Here is an 18,910-nt window from a genome sequence, read left to right on the forward strand (position 1 = left end):
ACAAAAAAAGAGGTCGAAGCCTCTCATTTACAATTAGTCTATTGTTTTTCAAATAAAATGGTTTTTCCTGAAAACTCTACTTCTAAATCACCATTTTCAAGTTTTTCGTAGGTTCCCGAAATAGATTTACTGTCTGAAAGGTCTATATCTATCTCTTGTCCTTGTAAATCAACACTACCAGTAATATCACTATCAACGATACCCACGCTAGCTTCACCAGTAATGGATTTACCTTCAATCTCCACATCAAGTTCAAATCCATAAGCATTCGCTATATATCGACCATCTACATTATTAATTGTCTCTACAACAGCTTTTTCTGCTCTATTACAAGCAACCAAAAAAATACTTCCTAAAAACAATACCAAAACTGACAAATACTTTTTCATCATTTATTCTCTCCTAAATAGTTTTCTAAACAACACTGCATATCATCTAAAATAACCAAATTTAATTCCTTATATCTCATAAAATCTTCTTCCTCCAAATCACCTCTATGAATAGAGAGATAGAAGTTAGATAATTCTATACAATATTTACGAAATTTCAGTATTTCATCTGTCTTATAGATGGATAAGAGATTCTTTGATTTTGTAGAAAGTAATTCAATTAATTCTCCAATAATGTAGGGATTATCTCCAAAAATATCATCCATAGTCAGCGAATCTGAATATCTGATGAGTGTAGCTAAGACATCAAAATAGAGTACACTTTTCTGAGAACGAGTCTCCTTCAATTTTAATTCATCTAACTGATTCTGAAGTATCTCATCTGCCTCTTCATGAACATTATAGTCATCACAACCATCAATAATATTTAGTTTTTGTTCAACAGCTTCTACAGAAGAATTGAAACTATCAATAATTTCAATAAATGAAAGTTCTTTTTCAAATTTTTTAGCTTTAAAATACTGATAAAGTCCACCAATGAAGGTTAATCCACTAATTATCGTTACTATTTCTGATATTATAGTTAGCATCATTTTAGTATAATCTCCCATTTTCTTTCATGACACCAAACTCCTCATACCCATTATCTTTAGACCACCCAAAAACATTAATTGTTGTAAAATACCCTTTATTCTCAATAGCAAACGAAATATCTAACTCAACTCCGTACTTATTCTTGATGTAAGATAATTCTTCAGATGTTAGAGGTCTACTATTTTTATTGATGTATGCTTCTAATTCTGCATCTGTAGGATTACTAACTGTACTATTAGCAATTTTCCATAAACCCGAAGCAGTATCCTGGATACTAGAACCATACATTTGCAATAAATCGGCAAAAGTTACTTCCTCAGATAATATTTTCTCAATTTCCCAATTCTCAATTGGCTCATCCCAAATATCATAAACTTCTGTTGACTTGATAAGTTCAGATTTTGGAATATAATTTTCTCTCCAACCTCCTCTAGAGCTAGCTCCATAGTAACTTGAAATACTAACTAATTTTTCCTCATCAAACAGTAAAAAAGCAGCTCCAAATGATGCATTCGATTCATCAATCATAAGCACATCTTGCGGGATAACTTCATTGTTTCGGAAAATCGCTTCTCTCCGAATCTTTTGGAACATAGACTTTAGAAGGTCAGTGTTCCCACTACTATCCATATATAAACCATCTGATAGCAACTTTAAGCCCAGTAAGGTATCATCATCAATAATATCATTATAGCGATAAAAATGAATATAAGCGTGCTCTTTTACAAGGTAACCTATCTCTAATTGGACTGTTTCACCTTCCGAAAAACGAATTTCTTCATTCGAATCTAAATAGGTCTCTGTAGTTTTATTACCCCTACTAATTTTTTCATAGGTTCCGTCTGGATTTACCCTGACTTGAATTTCCTTCCCATCATCGCTCCCTTTATAAACACCAACAAGATTACCGATATTTTCAGGTAAACGATAGGGCTTATTGTCTTCCAACATAATTGAACTAGTATCAATCTTTAAGGGAGCATTTTTCACTTCCTCACTGATACGTGGAGTTAACCGATAATCTTCATATCGTGAATAAGCAAATGATAGGCAAGCCAACACCACAACAATTAAGAAAACAAAGCGTATGAACTTAGGGTGTCGGTTTAGAAATTTTTTCATAACTTTCTCCATGTTACTCTTAGGTTAAGTATTGACTGGTAAGTCAATACTTGTTGTACATAGTATAACAAGGTTTTTTAGCACTTTATATATTTTTATGGCAACAAAAAAAGAGGCCGAAGCCTCTTTTGATACTAAATAAAATTATTTAGCGATTTTTGCAAAGTACTCAAGAGTACGTACAAGTTGTGAAGTGTATGACATTTCGTTGTCGTACCATGAAACAACTTTAACCAATTGTTTACCGTCAACGTCAAGAACTTTAGTTTGAGTTGCGTCAAACAATGAACCGTATGAGATACCTACGATATCTGAAGATACGATTTGGTCTTCAGTGTAACCATATGAATCGTTAGCAGCAGCTTTCATAGCAGCATTGATTTCATCAACAGTTACGTTTTTCTCAAGAACAGCAACCAATTCAGTTACAGAACCTGTTGGAGTAGGTACGCGTTGTGCAGCACCGTCAAGTTTACCGTTCAATTCTGGGATAACAAGACCGATAGCTTTAGCAGCACCAGTTGAGTTAGGAACGATGTTTGCAGCACCAGCGCGCGCACGACGAAGGTCACCACCACGGTGTGGTCCGTCAAGGATCATTTGGTCACCAGTGTAAGCGTGGATAGTTGTCATCAAACCTTCAACAACACCGAAGTTGTCTTGAAGAGCTTTAGCCATTGGTGCCAAACAGTTTGTAGTACATGAAGCACCTGAGATAACTGTTTCAGTACCATCAAGGATTTCGTGGTTAGTGTTGTAAACGATTGTTTTAACATCGTTTCCACCAGGTGCAGTGATAACAACTTTTTTAGCACCATTTTCATGGATGTGTTGTTCAGCTGCAGCTTTAGAAGCAAAGAATCCAGTTGCTTCAAGAACGATTTCTACACCGTCAGTAGCCCAATCAATGTTTGCTGGTTCGCGCTCTGCAGAAACTTTAACGAATTTACCGTTAACTTCGAATCCACCTTCTTTAACTTCAACGCTACCGTCGAAACGACCTTGAGTTGTGTCGTATTTCAACAAGTGTGCAAGCATGTTTGGATCTGTAAGGTCGTTGATGCGTGCTACTTCAACACCTTCTACGTTTTGGATACGGCGGAAAGCAAGACGACCGATACGTCCGAAACCGTTAATACCAACTTTAACTACCATTAGTGATTTCCTCCTTATGAAAATCAAATAAAAAATTATTGTAAAGGGCAAGCCCTTAAGTCTTTGTGAAAAGATTAACTTGGATGATTACAAATTAATCCTTCAACGTATTTATTATATAACTATTTCCATAAAATTGCAAACGATTTTACCCTTTTCTAAAAATATAAAAGCGCCTGTTTCCAGACGCTTTTATATTTTTAGATTGGAAGCTCTTAAGCTTCTCCACCATTTTTCTTAATGATTTCTTCTTGAACTGATTTAGGAACATCTTCATAGTGGTCAAATACCATCATGAATGTACCACGTCCTTGAGTTGCAGAACGAAGAACAGTTGCATAACCAAACATTTCAGCAAGTGGAACGTAAGCACGAACGATTTGGCTGTTACCGTGTGCTTCCATACCATCAACACGTCCACGACGAGCTGTAACGTGTCCCATAACATCTCCAAGGTTTTCTTCTGGAACTGTTACAGTAACCAACATCATTGGCTCAAGGATAGCAGGTTGTGCAGTCTTAGCCGCTTCTTTAAGAGCAAGAGATGCTGCGATCTTGAAGGCAGTTTCAGATGAGTCAACATCGTGGTATGATCCATCATAAAGTTTAGCTTTAACGTCAACCATTGGGTATCCTGCAAGAACACCGTTAGCCATAGTTTCGATCAAACCTTTTTCAACTGCTGGTACAAATTCACGAGGAACCACACCACCGACGATGGCATTTTCAAACTCGAATCCTTTACCTTCTTCGTTTGGTGTAAATTCAATCCATACATCACCGAATTGACCTTTACCACCTGATTGACGTTTGAAGAATCCACGTGCTTGAGTTGAAGCGCGGAATGTTTCACGGTAAGATACTTGAGGAGCACCTACGTTTGCCTCAACTTTAAATTCACGACGCATACGGTCAACAAGGACATCAAGGTGAAGCTCACCCATACCTGAGATAACTGTTTCACCAGTTTCAACGTTTGTTTCAACGCGGAATGTTGGATCTTCTTCAGCAAGTTTTTGAAGGGCGATACCCATTTTATCTTGGTCAGCTTTAGACTTAGGCTCAACCATCAATTGGATAACTGGTTCTGGAACGTTGATTGACTCAAGAATAACTTTTGCTTTTTCATCAGTTAATGAGTCACCTGTAGTTGTATCTTTCAAACCAACAGCAGCTGCGATATCCCCTGCGTAAACTGTGTCAATTTCTTGACGGCTGTTTGCGTGCATTTGAAGGATACGTCCGATACGCTCACGTTTACCTTTAGAGGTATTCATAACGTATGAACCTGATTGAAGAACACCAGAATAAACACGGAAGAATGTCAAACGACCTACGAATGGGTCAGTCATGATCTTGAAGGCAAGCGCTGCAAATGGCTCATCATCAGATGCTGGACGAGTTTCTTCTTCATCTGTATCTGGATTAATCCCTTTAATCGCTGGAATATCGACTGGACTTGGAAGGTAATCAATAACTGCATCAAGCATCAATTGAACACCTTTGTTTTTGAAGGCTGAACCACATAATACTGGGAAGAATTCAACGTTGATAGTTGCTTTACGGATAGCAGCTTTCAATTCTTCTTCAGTGATTTCTTCACCTTCAAGGTATTTCATCATCAAATCTTCATCAGTTTCAGCAACTGCTTCAACTAATTTTTCACGGTATTCTTCAGCTTGCTCAAGGTAATCCGCTGGAATATCTTCTTCAAGAATATCTGTACCAAGGTCGTTAGTATAGATTTCAGCTTTCATCTTGATAAGGTCGATGATACCACGGAAATCATCTTCTGCACCGATTGGCAATTGAATTGGGTGTGCATTTGCTTGAAGACGGTCATGAAGTGTGCTTACTGAGTAAAGGAAATCTGCACCGATTTTATCCATTTTGTTAGCAAATACGATACGTGGAACACCGTACTCAGTCGCTTGACGCCATACTGTTTCAGTTTGTGGTTCTACACCTGATTGTGAATCAAGAACAGTTACGGCACCATCAAGAACGCGGAGTGAACGTTGTACTTCGATAGTGAAGTCCACGTGTCCTGGTGTGTCAATGATGTTAACACGGTGATCATTCCATTGTGCTGTTGTCGCAGCAGAAGTGATAGTGATACCACGTTCTTGCTCTTGCTCCATCCAGTCCATTTGTGAAGCACCTTCGTGAGTTTCACCGATTTTATGGATTTTACCAGTGTAGTAAAGGATACGTTCCGTTGTTGTTGTTTTACCAGCATCAACGTGAGCCATGATACCGATGTTACGAGTTTTTTCTAGTGAAAATTCGCGAGCCATTTGGTTTTCTCCTATAATTTTTTATTTTACTTTATTATTATACCATATTATTAAGAAAAGCGAGTGGGTTAATCCCACCCGCTTGATTTCTTACTCATGGTGTAAATCAGATGAGGTAAGCCTCAATCCTATTTATGATGATTGGACGAAGTTCCTTCATCTTAATTAAATTCAGTTAACTTCATATATCAAATGTAGAACTGAACTCGAACGGCCAACTGTCAACGAAAAAAGACAAATCCCATTGAATGCAAAAGCATTCTGCTTCGATTTCCTATTTTTCGTCGGCAGGCACGTTCTCTGTATCTTAATTAGTTGAGCTCGGACTAAAAATTCTGGAAAAAAGATAAATCTTCCTTGGACCTTAAGGTCCTGCGTCTGATTTCCTATTTTTCCTTGAATTGTCTTAACGTCCTCACATCTTAATTTGAACTCGGGCTACAACTCACTGACAAAAAGATGAACCTCATTGATTGCACAGCAATCTGCTTCGCTTCCCTATTTTGTCTAGGAGTTGCTTGACGCCCTCGTATCTTAATCTTACCAGCGGAAGTGTGCGAATGCACGGTTGGCTTCTGCCATTTTGTGGGTGTCTTCACGTTTCTTAACTGCTGCACCAGTATTGTTTGCAGCGTCCATGATTTCTTTCGCAAGGCGATCGATCATAGTGTGCTCACCACGGTTACGAGCGATTGTTACCAACCAACGAAGACCAAGTGTTGTACGACGCTCTGGACGAACTTCAACTGGAACTTGGTAGTTAGAACCACCAACACGACGTGCACGTACTTCAAGTACAGGCATGATGTTTTCCATTGCTGTTTCAAATACTTCAAGTGCATCGTTACCAGTTGCTTCTTTGATTTGGTCAAAAGCACCGTAAACGATTGATGCAGCAGTACCACGTTTACCGTCCAACATAACACGGTTGATCAAACGAGTTACCAATTTTGAGTTATACAATGGATCTGGCAATACTTCGCGCTTAGGCGCTTGATTTTTACGACTCATTTATATTTCCCCTTTCTTAGCCTTTTGGACGTTTAGTACCGTATTTAGAACGGCCTTGCTTACGATCAGATACACCTGCAGTATCAAGCGCACCACGAACGATATGGTAACGTACCCCTGGAAGGTCTTTTACACGTCCACCACGAAGAAGAACAACGCTGTGCTCTTGCAAGTTGTGACCGATACCTGGGATGTAAGCAGTAACTTCGATAAGGTTGCTCAAACGTACACGAGCAAATTTACGAAGGGCTGAGTTAGGTTTTTTAGGTGTCATTGTTCCGACACGAGTTGCAACACCGCGTTTTTGTGGTGATGAAACGTTTGTTTGAACTTTTTTACGGCTGTTGTAACCAACGTTCAAAGCTGGTGATTTAGATTTTTCTACTTTAGACTTACGTGGTTTACGTACCAACTGGTTAATTGTAGGCATCTACATTCTCCTGTATATATTTTTATTTTTGGTTGACATGGCACGTGGTGACCGCCCATATCTGTGTGTACTTTTGCAACAATTGTCAGCACGTCTCTGTACACTTTTGAGAGACCAAAAGTAAAAAGTACCGTTAAATATAATAACATATATCCTCATTCACGTCAATTCTTTTTTCTAAAAAATAGATTTAAGGAAGAAATCAATGGATGACTGCAAGCCTAGCAAGTATACTCGAATAAATAAAAAACTTCAAAAGCTAGACTTATCCTAACTTTTGAAGTTCATAGGCAGAAAAAGATTCTATCTCGCCTTATCTCTCATCTTTTTTACGTTTATAACTAGCTAAAGCTGCTGCACTTAACATACCAAATCCAAGAAGACTAGCAGAACCATAAGCTGCCTCTCCTGTTGTCGGAAGTGTGTTATTTGTCTTATCCAAGGCTTTTGTCCCATTAGATACCGCAGAATTAGACATTACTACGCTTGGTGAAGCAGGACGTTTCTGCGCTGTCTGTGACAAGACGTTACGACTAGCCTTCTCAACACGATTTTTCTGCTCTAACTGAGCCACTTGCTCACTTACTGGGATATTGACTTGTTCGTTCGACACTGTATCAACAGGCTTGAGACCTGTCGTATTAACAGGCTTCTGAGCAAGAACAACTTCTGTAATCACTCCGTCTTGCTCTGTCGGAATCACAGACTCTTGTTTTGCCAATTGCTCTTTTTGTAGTTCTAGCAAGACTTTTTGAGCAGCTACTAATGTAGCTTGTTTTGCTTCAAGCTGTGTATTGGCGTCTTTTAGTTGATTCGCTAAGGTTTCTTGTTCTTCAAGCGCTAAAGCCAATTGAGATGTCAGAGTCTCTAACGTTTCGATAGCTGCCGCTAATTGTTCTTGGCTTTCTGCTAATAAGTTTTCATTTTGATACTTGGCTAATAACTCTTTGGTTGCAGCTAACTCTTCACTTAAAGTGTTCACTTTGTAATCAGCTGCACCTTTTGCCACAATCAAATCTCCTAGTTCAGATTTAACCGTATCAAAATTATTTTGAGCCGTTACTACAACAGCTTGTAATTCTGCCAAGCGTTTCTCTTCTAGTTCTAGAGCAGCTTGATTGGCCGCTACAGACTGAGTAGCTGTAGTTAGCTGAGTGGTTAAAGTTGATAAAGTCGCTTTTTCGCTAGATAATTGAGCGGATAGAGTGTCAACTTTATTTTGCGCAGCCACTACCGTTGAGTAAGTTGAAATATTGGATTGTTTAGATTGTAAGTCTGAAATTTTAGCTTTAAGATTACTGATTTCTTGACGAACCTGAGAAACCTTAGTTTCATCAACAGTTGATTTTGTTGCCACAATTGGTATTCGAGAGAAACCTGATGATTGAATCTCACTTTCTTTAACAACTAGATAATGTTGTGTAAAGGCAGTAGAAGCACCTGCTGCACCCAAACCATTAATTCCTACACCAATATAGGCTGCCTCTCCACTATCACCTTTCAAGAAGGTACGAGTGTGACCAAAGTTTGAGCTAGCATCTGTAAAGAGCATGTAAATCAATTGATAATAGATCTTACTCTTTAGAGCATCTACCGTTGTCGTATGACTAGACAACCAAGTTGTTCCCATATTTTCATACCAAGAAGCTGTGGTTAAACCTGCTTTACTTGCTTCTTGATTTAAAATAGTGGTATCATGAGCGCCATTTTCATATTGAATACGAGAATGCTTGCTAACATAGGCTGCAGAAACACTTTCAGCAAATGCCATTGAGGATTCTGTAATAGTTAGAGGTGATAAATTAAAGGCTGCGCGTACGGGATTGAGTAACTCAACAACAAATTGAGTCAATTCAACTTGAACTTCGTGGCTGATGTTATTGACATCAACTAAGCGTGTTGTGTCCTCTGCAATAGTCTTATAAGCTGTACTAGAGCCAACAAAACCATCACCCACAACACCATTTGCAGCTGCCGCCGCCTTACCAGTTTGAATCAATTCATTCTTAGCGGCAGCAGAGATGGAACTATAATTGCGAATATTGGAAAGCTGTGTAGCATAATTAGCAGGCACTACTAGAGTATTTCCGCCTGTAACAGACTTCACTTCTGTTGTAGCAGTTTGAAGTTGACTCAGCTCTGCTTCTTTTACTGACAACTCTGTCTTAGCTTGCGTCAATTCTGTTGAAATCGCTGTTGAAGCGGTTGCCTTTGCGGCTTCAAGTTCTTTGTCAGCAGTTGCAACTTCTTTTTCAAGACTCGCTACCTTAGCCTCACTACTTGCCTTTTCTTCGGCTAATTTTTCAGGGGATTGAACGGCTTCTGATAAAGTAGCAATGGTTTTTTCGCTCTCGCTAACGGCATTCTTAGATTCCTGTAATGCAGTGTTAGCAGCAGCAACCTCAGCCTCTTTTTCTTGTACAGCTTGACCTGCTACCTCTGAAGCTGTAGTGGCTGTTTCTAACTCAGAAGTAATTGCTTCGATTTCATCTTGAGTTTCAGAGATAACTTCAGGACTAGATTCTGAAGCGATAATTTCTGCCTCTGCTACGGCACTTTCTGCTGTTGTCACAGCTGTCTCTGCTGCAGCCACTTGCTCAGTCAAGTCTGCTACTACCGCATCTTGCTCGGTGGCAGCTTGAGTAGCTTGCTGTGCCGCATCACTAGCTGTCGCCACTTCTTTTTCAGCATCAGCAACTGCTGCAGTAGCCTCTTCGATGGTTGGAGTTGACTGTGTTGTTGTCTCCTCTGTAGTTGTTGTCACTTGAGTGGCTGATTCTACATCCTCGGCGTGAACAGTCTGGTTAAGTCCACTTGCACCTAGAACAGCAAGTGTTGCAGAAGTCGTTGCCAAAGTCGCTGTTAATTTATTCGTTTTTTTATTATCAATTGATTGATTTTCTATGTTCATTTTTAATACCTCATTATATCTATAAACAATTAGAATTTTATCATAAAAAAGAGAGAGGGACAATCCTATCTCTTTTACAAAATTGTTACAGTTCAAATAAATTCCCTAATTCAACACGAATAAATTTATTTTTTGTATCTAATTCAGCCACACTAAGAAGAGATTTATAATCCACCAAATCCTTTTCTTCCTGCTGGTTTTCTGCAAATACCGCAACACCGACTAAGTGGCTATCAAATTCAGATAATAGACTGACCATTCCTGTAATCGTCCCACCACCTTTTAAGAAATCATCTACAATCAAGACATTACTGTTAGGCTTTAGACTGCGCTTTGATAAAAACATCTTCTCAATGCGGTCACTCGAACCACTAGCATAGTTCACACTGACGGTCGATCCCTCTGTTATTTTTAAATCGCGACGAACAATAACAAATGGTACATTTAAAACATTTGCTACCGCATTAGCTAAAGGAACACCCTTAGTAGCTACAGTCATCACTGCATCTATCTTTTTTTCCTTAAAATGTGAAGCAATGATACGCCCTACTTGATTAAGAATGTGTGGTGTACTTAATAAATCTGATAAGTAAATGTAGCCTCCAGGTAAGATACGATCACTTTCAGATAGGCGATCACGTAAATCTGAAGCGACTTGATATGCCTCTTCTTTAGAAATGGTAGGTGTAAAGAGAACTCCTCCACTAGCTCCTGTCACTGTTTCAATTTCACCAATATGAGCTTCTTCAAAGGCTTTTTTAATAATAGAGATATCTTCTGAGATGGACGACTTAGCTGTTTCATATTTTTCAGCAAATACATTTAAGCTTGTTAATTGATAAGGATGATTGATGAGGTAGTTAGAGATGACCACCATACGCTCACTTCTTCTTAATTTCATACAGTTCTCCAGAAATTTATTTTCTGCTATTATATCATAATATAAGTAAAAAACGAACATTAAGTCACCTCATGTTCGTTTTTCTTGGTTTTTTACTGATGATATTTTGGTTTGTAGAAGGAACGATTGTCCAAAGCAAAGACACGATTCGTCATTTCTCCCTCGGATACACGACTAAGTGCTGTCTGCATCATCATCATTTCCGCATCAATATTATCAATCATATGAAGAATCTCAGCCTCCATAATCATAGGACGTACTGGGCTACCATATTCCAGCTGTCCATGGTGGCTTAAAATCAGATGGCGAAGCACAATAACTTCTTCTTTATCATCAGGGATATCTAGCTCTGTGATAACTTTGGTAATTTCCTCATTGATTAAGGAAATATGGCCAATCAGGTTACCGCGTACAGTATATTCTGTATTTTCTGGCCCAGTCAACTCAATCACCTTGGCTAAGTCATGCAACATAATGCCTGCAAATAATAAGCTCTTATTGAGGTCTGGATAAATGTCTCCAATCGCATCTGCCAAACGCACCATCGTAGCGGTGTGGTAAGATAAGCCATTTTCAAAAGCGTGATGGTTTGTTTTAGCGGCTGGATAGGTATAAAACTCCTTTCCAAACTTACGATAAAGCGCACGCACAATCCGTTGCCAAGTGGCATTTTCAATCTTAAAAATCATCTGATCAAGATATTCTTTAATGTCATCAAGGTTAACAGGTGATTTTTCTTTAAAATCTTTGGGATCAGAAGGTTCTCCCTCATGAACCAGTCTCAAGGTGATTTGGTTCACTTGAGGCATCCCATTATAGACCTCTCGTCGACCCTTCATAAAGATAACTTTACCTGCTATAAATTTTTCCACATTGTGAGCTTGTGCGTCCCATAGGTTTCCATTGATTTCTCCTGTATCATCTTGAAAGGTAAACGCAATATAATCCTTACCTGCTCTAGTTTTTCGTACTTCCGCCGACTTAATAAGGTAATAGCCTTCAAAAAGTTGGTCTTTTTTCATCTGGTTAATTTTCATGGTTTTCCTCAATTTCTAGATTTGGTAAGAAAGAATCATCTTGCTCCACTTGCTCAAGACGATCTAGGCTACGTAATATGGCCTTGGTTCGTGTTGATAAAAGACTATCGATATTTTGACTCGCACGGTTTAATTGGGTCTGCGTTTTCGTTAGAAGACCTTCAAATTTACCAAACTCGGTTTTAATCTGACCTAGAGCACGTCCAATATCATTAGCTGAACGCTGCAAACTCAAGGTCTTAAAGCCAACAGACAAGGAATTTAATAAAGCTGATAAGGTGGACGGACCTGCAATCACGATACGGTCATCCCGACGCAAACTATCAAAGAAAGCAGGATGTCTGACGACCTCCGCATATAGTCCTTCTGTCGGTAAAAACATAATTCCAAAATTGGTTGTTTCAGGAGGATTAAGGTATTTTTTATTGATATCCTTAGCAAAACGTTTGATAGCCGCCAAAAGCATTTTTCGGTGCAGCTCGATTTCTTCCTTTTGACCTCTTTCATAGGCATCTTCTAAGCGATAATAGTCCTCTAAAGGGAATTTTGAATCAATCGGCAAATATATGGTCTGCCCTTGGCTTTGTCCTGGGAGTTTGATGGCATATTCTACACGCTCTCTAGAGCCTGAAACAGTTGGGACTTCCACTTCGTACTGACTAGGACTCATAATATCTTCAATGATTTGTCCTAATTGTAATTCCCCCAAAATCCCTCTGGTTTTGGTATTGGACAGAACTTTATTTAAAGTCCCCACATCACGCGCCACCGTCTTCATCTCACCTAGACCTTGATTGACACTTTCTAATTGCTGAGAAACCGTTGCAAAGGAAGCTTGTAAACGGCTGTGCAATGTTTTATCCAGCTTTTCCTCTACAGTCACCCGCATCTCTTCCAAACGCTTTTCATTAGAGTCTTGCATCAATCTGACTGCGTCCGTCAACTGTTTGGTCATCATTTCCAAGCGTCGATCGGAGCGATCACGATGCTCCGTTAAGTGTTGTCCTAAGGTTTCTCGAATAGACAATAGCTGTTGATAAAGATCCCTTTGTAATTCCTGTAGTTGCTTACTTTGCTCAAGAAGCAAATTTTTATTGGCGACTTCTAACTGGTAAGACAGTTGATCGGATAAGCGATCCGCTTCTTCTTCTTGAAATTGTACTTGTCTTTGTTGGTCATCTGCTTGCTTCCAAATCAAATATAGCAAAAGGATTACTATGATGATCAAAATCAGATATAACATGCTACCTCCTATCTCTACTCCTTATCACTACAACATAGTCATCTTCTACGGTCACTTTTATGGGATCATCTAAAAATTCATTACTGGTATAAATCTTCTTCTTAAAATAATTCGAAGAAACTAAGGGGTATTTGGCACCTAAAATCTCCAAATCCCCCTCACCACTTGTCATAAAGGCAACATAGGGTAGCTGTGGCTCTGGCATAATCAGATGACTCCCTTTAGGATAGTAACTGATATGATTTTGCTGATCTCTTAAAAAAAGCTGACGCATAAAGGGGGAAAGTTCAGGATCGCTAGGCATAAAGAGAATAGACAAAGCATGGTCCAAGCGTCCACCAAAGGCACCAAAAACTGTTACACATGCTTCTGGATACTGACGAAAGACCTCTTTTAAGGCCAACTCTGTATCTGTATCATTTTTTTCAGGCTGGGCTTGACAGACTCTTTGAGCTTTTTTGACAATCAAGGCTTTTTCTGAGGTTGATACGGAATCAAAATCTCCCACAGCCAAATCAAGTGGCAGACCCTTATCTAAGAGATATAGACAAGCTCGGTCCACCCCTACAATATAATCAAAATCAAAACAAGCTCCTGTGATATCACCAGAGGCAAAAACAGCAACCGTTTTAGGCCTCAATTGCTTTTTTGAGTGTTGCCACACGTTCATTCAAATCTCCATTAAAGGCATAAGAACCTGCTACAAAGACGTTAGCTCCCGCATCTTTTGTGGCTTTGATGCTCTTATCATCAATCCCACCATCCACTTCAATATCAAAGTCTAAACCTTTTTCTTGACGCAGTTGGGCAACTCTTTTAATCTTTTCGACCATCTCAGGAATAAAGGCTTGCCCTCCAAATCCTGGGTTAACTGTCATAATCAAAACCTGATCAACCAAATCCAAAACAGGTATCAAAGCCTCAACAGGAGTTCCTGGGTTAATCACGACACCTGCTTGCATCCCACAAGACTTAATCTTTTGAAGGGCACCATGAATATGGGTGGTTGCTTCCACATGAATGGTCATAATATCAGCACCTGCTTGAGCAAATTCCTCCACATAACGCTCAGGCTCTACCACCATCAAATGACAATCAAAAATCAACTTACTATGTTTACGCATAGCAGCGACCACACCTGCACCAAAGCTGATATTTGGTACAAATTGACCATCCATAATGTCAATATGAACATATTCGGCACCACTTGCTTCAACACGCTTCAACTCTGTCGCAAAATTAGCATAATCTGCTGCTAAAATAGATGGGGCAATCTTAAATTGTGACATAATAACCTACTTTCTTTTGACTGTTTTCTTATATGTTTCACGACGATTTTCAATTTCACTGAGTAGTTGTAAGTAATTTTCATAGCGTCCTTGAAAAATCTCTCCCTGCTCAAGCGCCTGCTTGACTGCACAATTAGGTTCATGGGTGTGGGTACACGATCTGAACTTACATTGTGGGGTTAGACGCGCTAGTTCTCTAAAGGCCTGATTTAAGTCCTCACTCTTTGTGACCTCATAGTCTAAGGAAGAAAAACCTGGGGTGTCTGCAATTTTCCCCCCATGAACAGTGTATAAACTCACTGCTCGCGTCGTATGACGGCCACGTCCAAGACTATCTGAAATCTCACCTGTTTCTAAAGCTAACTCTGGAGCAATTTTATTTAGCAAGGTTGATTTCCCAACCCCTGTTTGTCCCATAAAAACCGTTACACGATCTTTTAATAATGGCAAGAGCTCCTCTAAGTTGTAACATACCTCATAACCAATCTCTTGGTAAACACAGCGCAACTGGTCTAGCTCTGATTGCTCCTCCAATAAATCAAGCTTTGAAACATAAATAATCGGCTCAATCCTCTTATACTCCAAAAGCACCAAAAAACGATCTAAAAGATTCGCATTAAAATCAGGCTCCTTAGCCGACATGATGACCACTGCTTGATCGATATTCACAATTGGTGGCCTCACTAAGCTATTTTGACGCTCTTCAATCGCCAACACATAGCCTTCTGAATGGTCTTCTGCTGAAAACTCAACCCAGTCCCCCACATAAGGTGTCTGACCTTTTTTTCTAAAATTGCCACGTGCTCTAGTCTGATAAACGTGACCATCCGCTTCAACGTAATAAAATCCTGCTAGGGATTTGATAATTCTTCCTCGCAAATGAACTCCTTAATACTTAATATCCCTATTATATCAAAAAAAGAAAAAGGACAAAACCCAGATAGGCTTGCCTTTCTTATTTCTTTATAGTCCTGCTTCTTTCAAAGCATCTGACAATCTCGCAAAGTCCTCAAGTGATAAAGCTTCGCCACGTAAATTTGCAGTTAGCTCGGCTTTTTCCAAAGCAAGTTCTAACTTAGCTTTGACCTCATCAGACTTCCCAAAAGCATTAGTTAGGTTGTTCCAGAGAGTCTTACGACGGTGAACAAAGCTAGCTTTAGCAACCTTGAAAAAGAAGTCCTCATCTTGAACCGCTACCGCAGGAGCATCAAGACGTGTCATTTTTAAAATCGCGGAATCTACGTTTGGCGCTGGCACAAAGACCGTCCGAGGCACGATGAAAGCCACCTTAGCTGTCATATAGTACTGAACAGCAATAGACAAGCTCCCATAGGCTTTGGTGTTTGGCTCGGCAGAAATGCGGTCAGCTACCTCACGCTGCATCATGACCACAAACTCGCTGAAGGGAATCTTGCTTTCAATCAAGTGCATGAGGATAGGGGTGGTGATGTAGTAAGGAAGGTTGGCTACAACCTTGATCGGTAGATCAGGATTCTTAAAGTTCTTGATTTGCGTTTGCAAATCAGTCTTCAAGATATCTTGATTAACCACGGTGACATTGTCAAAACGACCCAAGGTGTCCGCCAAAATCGGAATCAAGCGGTCATCAATCTCAAAGGCCATAACCTCGGCAGCATTTTCTGCCAAAAACTCAGTCAAAGCTCCGATTCCAGGCCCAATCTCGATAACATTGACATTTTGATCAATCTCTGCCGTATCCACAATCTTCTGTAAAATATTGGTATCAGTCAAAAAGTTTTGACCGAAGGATTTCTTAAAGGTAAACCCGTGGCGCTCAAGGACGGCACGAGTAACGTTTTTGTCTGCAATTCTCATTTATTTTTCTTCCTATTTTCAAACTCTGCTAATAGACGTTTTTTCAACTTTTCTAACTCTTGTCCCTTCGCACACTTTTCATCTGCATACATTTCATCAAATGGCAACCACCAAACTGGCCCTTTACCATTACGACCGTAATCGCCTAAATCACCAGATTTTCTTGGAAAAATATGCCAATGTAGATGACTATCTCCATTCCCTAGACTCTCAATATTTATTTTATCAGCAAAAAAAGCTTCACTAACAAGTTCCGATACGTCCGCCATCTCGGATAAATGTTGATTTCGAAAAAGAGGAGGTAAATCATGCAATTCAGTGACGTGCTCCTTACACAAAAATAAAGTATACCCTTTAAAATGTTGGTGATCCCCAATAACGACATACCCTGTCTCAAGTTCTTTTACAAAATACGGATTTTCATTTTGCTTAATCCATTCAATCCTTTCACAGATAAGACACATAAAATTCTCCAATCACACGGCCATTTCACTCAATCGTGAAACAACGCTTAGTTTTCTCATAGTGGCTGTTATCCCCAGCTGTTTTTCTAAATAATTGGTATTTAGTTTTTTCTTTTGGGCATCTCTTGGGAGATATAGGTATAAGCATTGACTTCTCTGACCCAACTTCTCATCACCAAAGTCTTGATGCAGTAATTCATTTAGTTTTTCTCTATTTATCTCATCATTAGTAAAAAACAAATGGACACGAGAACTATCATAATCTTCTCCAAAAGGATTTTCAGCAATAGCTTGTGCCAATTTCGACTGATTTGTGATGATAACCGCTAATTCTGCACCAATTTTCTCTTTAATCGTTTGATGGATAAGCTGACTAAGTTGTTCATTTGCCAATTCTGTCTCACAGATGATATTACCGCTCTGGATATAAGTTTGAACAGAAGTTAAACCCACTTCTGTCAATATTTCTACCAAGTAAGACATCTTAGGAATTTTATTCTTTCCAACAGGGGTAACACCGCGTAAAAGAGCAACTTTTTTCATCATCAACTTTTATACTCCCCCATCACATCTTCCACTTCCGCCAGGCTAATCCCAAACAACTCCAATCGTTTGAGCAACTGCTTACCATTGCAATAGCCGATGCGCAAGTGTTCTCCTAGATACTCTCTACGCTTTCGGCTATCACCTCCCATGAGGAGACCTAGGCGCATGAGGTCTGACTTGGTGATGTCAAACTGATTGTCGTCATCATAGTAACCACGGACACTAGAGAGAGCTTTTTCCAAGTCCTCAAAACTAGCGTGCTCTACTCCCAATGATCTGCCTTTGGTTTTGGACTTTGGAGCTGCTTCGTCTCGCTGTAAAAAGGCGTGCTTGACCGTAGGAATAGCCTGCATGATAATTTTTCGGATGCGCTCGCCATTGTAGTCTGGGTCAGTAAAGACAATGACCCCACGCAAATCATGGAGACGCTCAATACGCTCTAAATCATCCTCATCAATGGCAGAGCCTCTGGTTTCGTAAGTATCCACCTCATAAAAGCGTTTCAGGTTTGCGGTATCGTCTTTGCCCTCAACCACAATCACTTCTTGGATTTTAATTTTTTTAGTCAAGACCAAACAACCTCTTTGCATTTTCTGTTGTGGCACGCGCCACTTCCTCAGCTGTCAAGCCTCGAAGCTCGGCTATCTTTTCAACGACATAGCGTGTATAAGCCGTTTTATTTTCACGGCCACGTTTAGGAACAGGAGCAAGGTAAGGAGCATCTGTTTCTACTAAAATCTTGTCTAAGGGTAAGTGTTGTGCAGCTTCTTGGACATCTATGGCCTTCTTAAAGGTCACCACGCCTGAAAATGAAATCATCATCCCAAGCTCGATGAAGCGCTCTGCCATTTCCAAAGACCCTGAATAAGAGTGCATAATCCCACCACGAGGTCCTACACCGACCTCCTTGATGATAGCATAAGTATCCTCAAGGGCATCACGGGTGTGAACCACAAAGGGTAAATCCAGCTCTTTTGCCAGAGCCATTTGGCGCTTAAAGACCTCCGCCTGAACCTCTTTTGGATCCTCCATCCAGTAGTAGTCCAAGCCAATCTCGCCAAGGGCAATCACTTTATCATGCTGGAGTTTCTCACGAAGGTAAGCCTCTACCTCATTACTATAGGAACCCGCCTCTGTCGGATGCCATCCCAGTGTCAGATAAATCTCAGGATAGCTATCTGCTAAGTCAAGAGCACGCTCAATCGTGTCATGGTCAAAACCAACCACATTATGAGCAGTCACGCCCATCTCCCTAGCTAAGACTAGTTCATCTGCGACAGTTTCTGTAAAATTTTCTACGTTTAGGTGTGTATGGGTATCAAAAATTTCTATTGTCATATCTTTATTCTATCATATTTTCCCAAACAAAAAACCGACAGACTCGAGTTACTGTCGGTTTTTTTAGTCGCATTAAGCTGACAATACTTTACGTCCTTTACGACGACGAGCTGCAAGCACGCGACGTCCGTTTTTAGTTGACATACGGTGACGGAATCCGTGTTTACGTTGACGACGGATTTTACTTGGTTGGTAAGTACGTTTCACTTTGAATACCTCCTCATAGATTTTCGTATTCGTTTAGCCGGCTATTATTTGATCAGTTACTAAACATACCATAATATTTTATAACAAATGGCATCCTCTTGTCAAGAATTATTTGAGAGAGACGATGTTTTTTTACAAAT

General features: G+C 39.7%; 20 protein-coding genes. All 20 read right to left on the reverse strand.

The genetic code is table 11. The annotated features are described in order from the left end of the window. Nucleotides 1-38: 38 nt before the first annotated feature. Nucleotides 39-392: a hypothetical protein gene (locus tag ACQRDX_RS07780; RefSeq protein WP_427894970.1), complete on the reverse strand. Its 354-nt coding sequence runs from the start codon at nt 390-392 to the stop codon at nt 39-41. Beyond that, complete coding sequence (locus ACQRDX_RS07785) at nt 389-1,000, reverse strand: hypothetical protein (RefSeq protein WP_427894968.1); 612 nt, start codon at nt 998-1,000, stop codon at nt 389-391. The genes ACQRDX_RS07780 and ACQRDX_RS07785 overlap by 4 nt, the downstream gene beginning before the upstream one ends. Next, nucleotides 984-2,105: a hypothetical protein gene (locus ACQRDX_RS07790; RefSeq protein WP_427894966.1), complete on the reverse strand. Its 1,122-nt coding sequence runs from the start codon at nt 2,103-2,105 to the stop codon at nt 984-986. The genes ACQRDX_RS07785 and ACQRDX_RS07790 overlap by 17 nt, the downstream gene beginning before the upstream one ends. 144 nt (nt 2,106-2,249) lie before the next feature. Beyond that, the gene (gap, locus tag ACQRDX_RS07795; RefSeq protein WP_354367691.1) at nt 2,250-3,260 is read right to left on the reverse strand and encodes a type I glyceraldehyde-3-phosphate dehydrogenase; all 1,011 of its coding nucleotides are present in this window, start codon (nt 3,258-3,260) and stop codon (nt 2,250-2,252) included. 215 nt (nt 3,261-3,475) lie between these two features. Next, nucleotides 3,476-5,557 carry an elongation factor G gene (gene fusA / locus ACQRDX_RS07800; RefSeq protein ID WP_354367693.1) on the reverse strand — a complete coding sequence of 694 codons (2,082 nt, stop codon included), beginning with the start codon at nt 5,555-5,557 and terminating at the stop codon, nt 3,476-3,478. Nucleotides 5,558-6,097: 540 nt separating this feature from the next. Further along, a complete protein-coding gene (gene rpsG / locus ACQRDX_RS07805) occupies nt 6,098-6,568 on the reverse strand; it encodes a 30S ribosomal protein S7 (protein WP_002940031.1) in 471 nt (156 codons plus the stop codon). Nucleotides 6,569-6,584: 16 nt separating this feature from the next. Beyond that, nucleotides 6,585-6,998, reverse strand: coding sequence for a 30S ribosomal protein S12 (gene rpsL / locus ACQRDX_RS07810; protein ID WP_427894959.1), 414 nt, complete (start codon nt 6,996-6,998; stop codon nt 6,585-6,587). Between the two features lie 313 nt (nt 6,999-7,311). Beyond that, nucleotides 7,312-9,909: an SEC10/PgrA surface exclusion domain-containing protein gene (locus tag ACQRDX_RS07815; RefSeq protein ID WP_427894957.1), complete on the reverse strand. Its 2,598-nt coding sequence runs from the start codon at nt 9,907-9,909 to the stop codon at nt 7,312-7,314. 85 nt (nt 9,910-9,994) lie between these two features. Then, the gene (purR, locus tag ACQRDX_RS07820; RefSeq protein WP_427894955.1) at nt 9,995-10,810 is read right to left on the reverse strand and encodes a pur operon repressor; all 816 of its coding nucleotides are present in this window, start codon (nt 10,808-10,810) and stop codon (nt 9,995-9,997) included. Between the two features lie 92 nt (nt 10,811-10,902). Beyond that, nucleotides 10,903-11,847 (reverse strand): 3'-5' exoribonuclease YhaM family protein, encoded by a 945-nt coding sequence (locus ACQRDX_RS07825; protein ID WP_354367701.1) that lies wholly within the window; start codon nt 11,845-11,847, stop codon nt 10,903-10,905. Continuing rightward, nucleotides 11,837-13,090, reverse strand: a complete 1,254-nt coding sequence (locus ACQRDX_RS07830; RefSeq protein WP_427894952.1) for a DNA recombination protein RmuC — start codon at nt 13,088-13,090, stop codon at nt 11,837-11,839. The genes ACQRDX_RS07825 and ACQRDX_RS07830 overlap by 11 nt, the downstream gene beginning before the upstream one ends. A 1-nt stretch (nt 13,091) precedes the next feature. After that, a complete protein-coding gene (locus tag ACQRDX_RS07835; RefSeq protein WP_427894950.1) occupies nt 13,092-13,760 on the reverse strand; it encodes a thiamine diphosphokinase in 669 nt (222 codons plus the stop codon). Then, entirely contained in the window at nt 13,720-14,379 is a 660-nt protein-coding gene (rpe, locus tag ACQRDX_RS07840) for a ribulose-phosphate 3-epimerase (RefSeq protein WP_427894948.1), read from the reverse strand. Before rpe ends, ACQRDX_RS07835 begins: the two co-directional genes overlap by 41 nt. A 6-nt stretch (nt 14,380-14,385) precedes the next feature. Continuing rightward, nucleotides 14,386-15,258 carry a ribosome small subunit-dependent GTPase A gene (gene rsgA / locus ACQRDX_RS07845; RefSeq protein WP_427894946.1) on the reverse strand — a complete coding sequence of 291 codons (873 nt, stop codon included), beginning with the start codon at nt 15,256-15,258 and terminating at the stop codon, nt 14,386-14,388. 84 nt (nt 15,259-15,342) lie between these two features. Beyond that, nucleotides 15,343-16,215, reverse strand: a complete 873-nt coding sequence (rsmA, locus tag ACQRDX_RS07850) for a 16S rRNA (adenine(1518)-N(6)/adenine(1519)-N(6))-dimethyltransferase RsmA (RefSeq protein ID WP_427894944.1) — start codon at nt 16,213-16,215, stop codon at nt 15,343-15,345. After that, on the reverse strand, nt 16,212-16,679 hold the full coding sequence (locus tag ACQRDX_RS07855) for an HIT family protein (RefSeq protein WP_427894942.1): 468 nt from the start codon (nt 16,677-16,679) through the stop codon (nt 16,212-16,214). Before ACQRDX_RS07855 ends, rsmA begins: the two co-directional genes overlap by 4 nt. Before the next feature lie 12 nt (nt 16,680-16,691). Continuing rightward, a complete protein-coding gene (locus ACQRDX_RS07860) occupies nt 16,692-17,222 on the reverse strand; it encodes a DUF1697 domain-containing protein (protein WP_427894977.1) in 531 nt (176 codons plus the stop codon). Nucleotides 17,223-17,224: 2 nt separating this feature from the next. After that, the gene (gene rnmV / locus ACQRDX_RS07865) at nt 17,225-17,815 is read right to left on the reverse strand and encodes a ribonuclease M5 (RefSeq protein ID WP_427894975.1); all 591 of its coding nucleotides are present in this window, start codon (nt 17,813-17,815) and stop codon (nt 17,225-17,227) included. After that, on the reverse strand, nt 17,787-18,557 hold the full coding sequence (locus ACQRDX_RS07870) for a TatD family hydrolase (protein WP_427894973.1): 771 nt from the start codon (nt 18,555-18,557) through the stop codon (nt 17,787-17,789). Before ACQRDX_RS07870 ends, rnmV begins: the two co-directional genes overlap by 29 nt. Nucleotides 18,558-18,635: 78 nt before the next feature. Next, the gene (rpmH, locus tag ACQRDX_RS07875; RefSeq protein ID WP_002885866.1) at nt 18,636-18,770 is read right to left on the reverse strand and encodes a 50S ribosomal protein L34; all 135 of its coding nucleotides are present in this window, start codon (nt 18,768-18,770) and stop codon (nt 18,636-18,638) included. Nucleotides 18,771-18,910: the final 140 nt, after the last annotated feature.

The organism is Streptococcus sp. SGI.013 (assembly GCF_050315295.1).
Classification (GTDB): Bacteria; Bacillota; Bacilli; order Lactobacillales; family Streptococcaceae; genus Streptococcus; species Streptococcus porcorum.

Excerpts from the sequence above, each read along its gene's own strand:
- ACQRDX_RS07780 (WP_427894970.1), bottom strand. The coding sequence starts at position 392 with ATGATGAAAAAGTATTTGTCAGTTTTGGTATTGTTTTTAGGAAGTATT.
- ACQRDX_RS07785 (WP_427894968.1), bottom strand. The coding sequence starts at position 1,000 with ATGGGAGATTATACTAAAATGATGCTAACTATAATATCAGAAATAGTA.
- ACQRDX_RS07790 (WP_427894966.1), bottom strand. The coding sequence starts at position 2,105 with ATGAAAAAATTTCTAAACCGACACCCTAAGTTCATACGCTTTGTTTTC.
- gap (WP_354367691.1), bottom strand. The coding sequence starts at position 3,260 with ATGGTAGTTAAAGTTGGTATTAACGGTTTCGGACGTATCGGTCGTCTT.
- fusA (WP_354367693.1), bottom strand. The coding sequence starts at position 5,557 with ATGGCTCGCGAATTTTCACTAGAAAAAACTCGTAACATCGGTATCATG.
- rpsG (WP_002940031.1), bottom strand. The coding sequence starts at position 6,568 with ATGAGTCGTAAAAATCAAGCGCCTAAGCGCGAAGTATTGCCAGATCCA.
- rpsL (WP_427894959.1), bottom strand. The coding sequence starts at position 6,998 with ATGCCTACAATTAACCAGTTGGTACGTAAACCACGTAAGTCTAAAGTA.
- ACQRDX_RS07815 (WP_427894957.1), bottom strand. The coding sequence starts at position 9,909 with ATGAACATAGAAAATCAATCAATTGATAATAAAAAAACGAATAAATTA.
- purR (WP_427894955.1), bottom strand. The coding sequence starts at position 10,810 with ATGAAATTAAGAAGAAGTGAGCGTATGGTGGTCATCTCTAACTACCTC.
- ACQRDX_RS07825 (WP_354367701.1), bottom strand. The coding sequence starts at position 11,847 with ATGAAAATTAACCAGATGAAAAAAGACCAACTTTTTGAAGGCTATTAC.
- ACQRDX_RS07830 (WP_427894952.1), bottom strand. The coding sequence starts at position 13,090 with ATGTTATATCTGATTTTGATCATCATAGTAATCCTTTTGCTATATTTG.
- ACQRDX_RS07835 (WP_427894950.1), bottom strand. The coding sequence starts at position 13,760 with ATGAACGTGTGGCAACACTCAAAAAAGCAATTGAGGCCTAAAACGGTT.
- rpe (WP_427894948.1), bottom strand. The coding sequence starts at position 14,379 with ATGTCACAATTTAAGATTGCCCCATCTATTTTAGCAGCAGATTATGCT.
- rsmA (WP_427894944.1), bottom strand. The coding sequence starts at position 16,215 with ATGAGAATTGCAGACAAAAACGTTACTCGTGCCGTCCTTGAGCGCCAC.
- ACQRDX_RS07855 (WP_427894942.1), bottom strand. The coding sequence starts at position 16,679 with ATGTGTCTTATCTGTGAAAGGATTGAATGGATTAAGCAAAATGAAAAT.
- ACQRDX_RS07860 (WP_427894977.1), bottom strand. The coding sequence starts at position 17,222 with ATGAAAAAAGTTGCTCTTTTACGCGGTGTTACCCCTGTTGGAAAGAAT.
- rnmV (WP_427894975.1), bottom strand. The coding sequence starts at position 17,815 with ATGCAAAGAGGTTGTTTGGTCTTGACTAAAAAAATTAAAATCCAAGAA.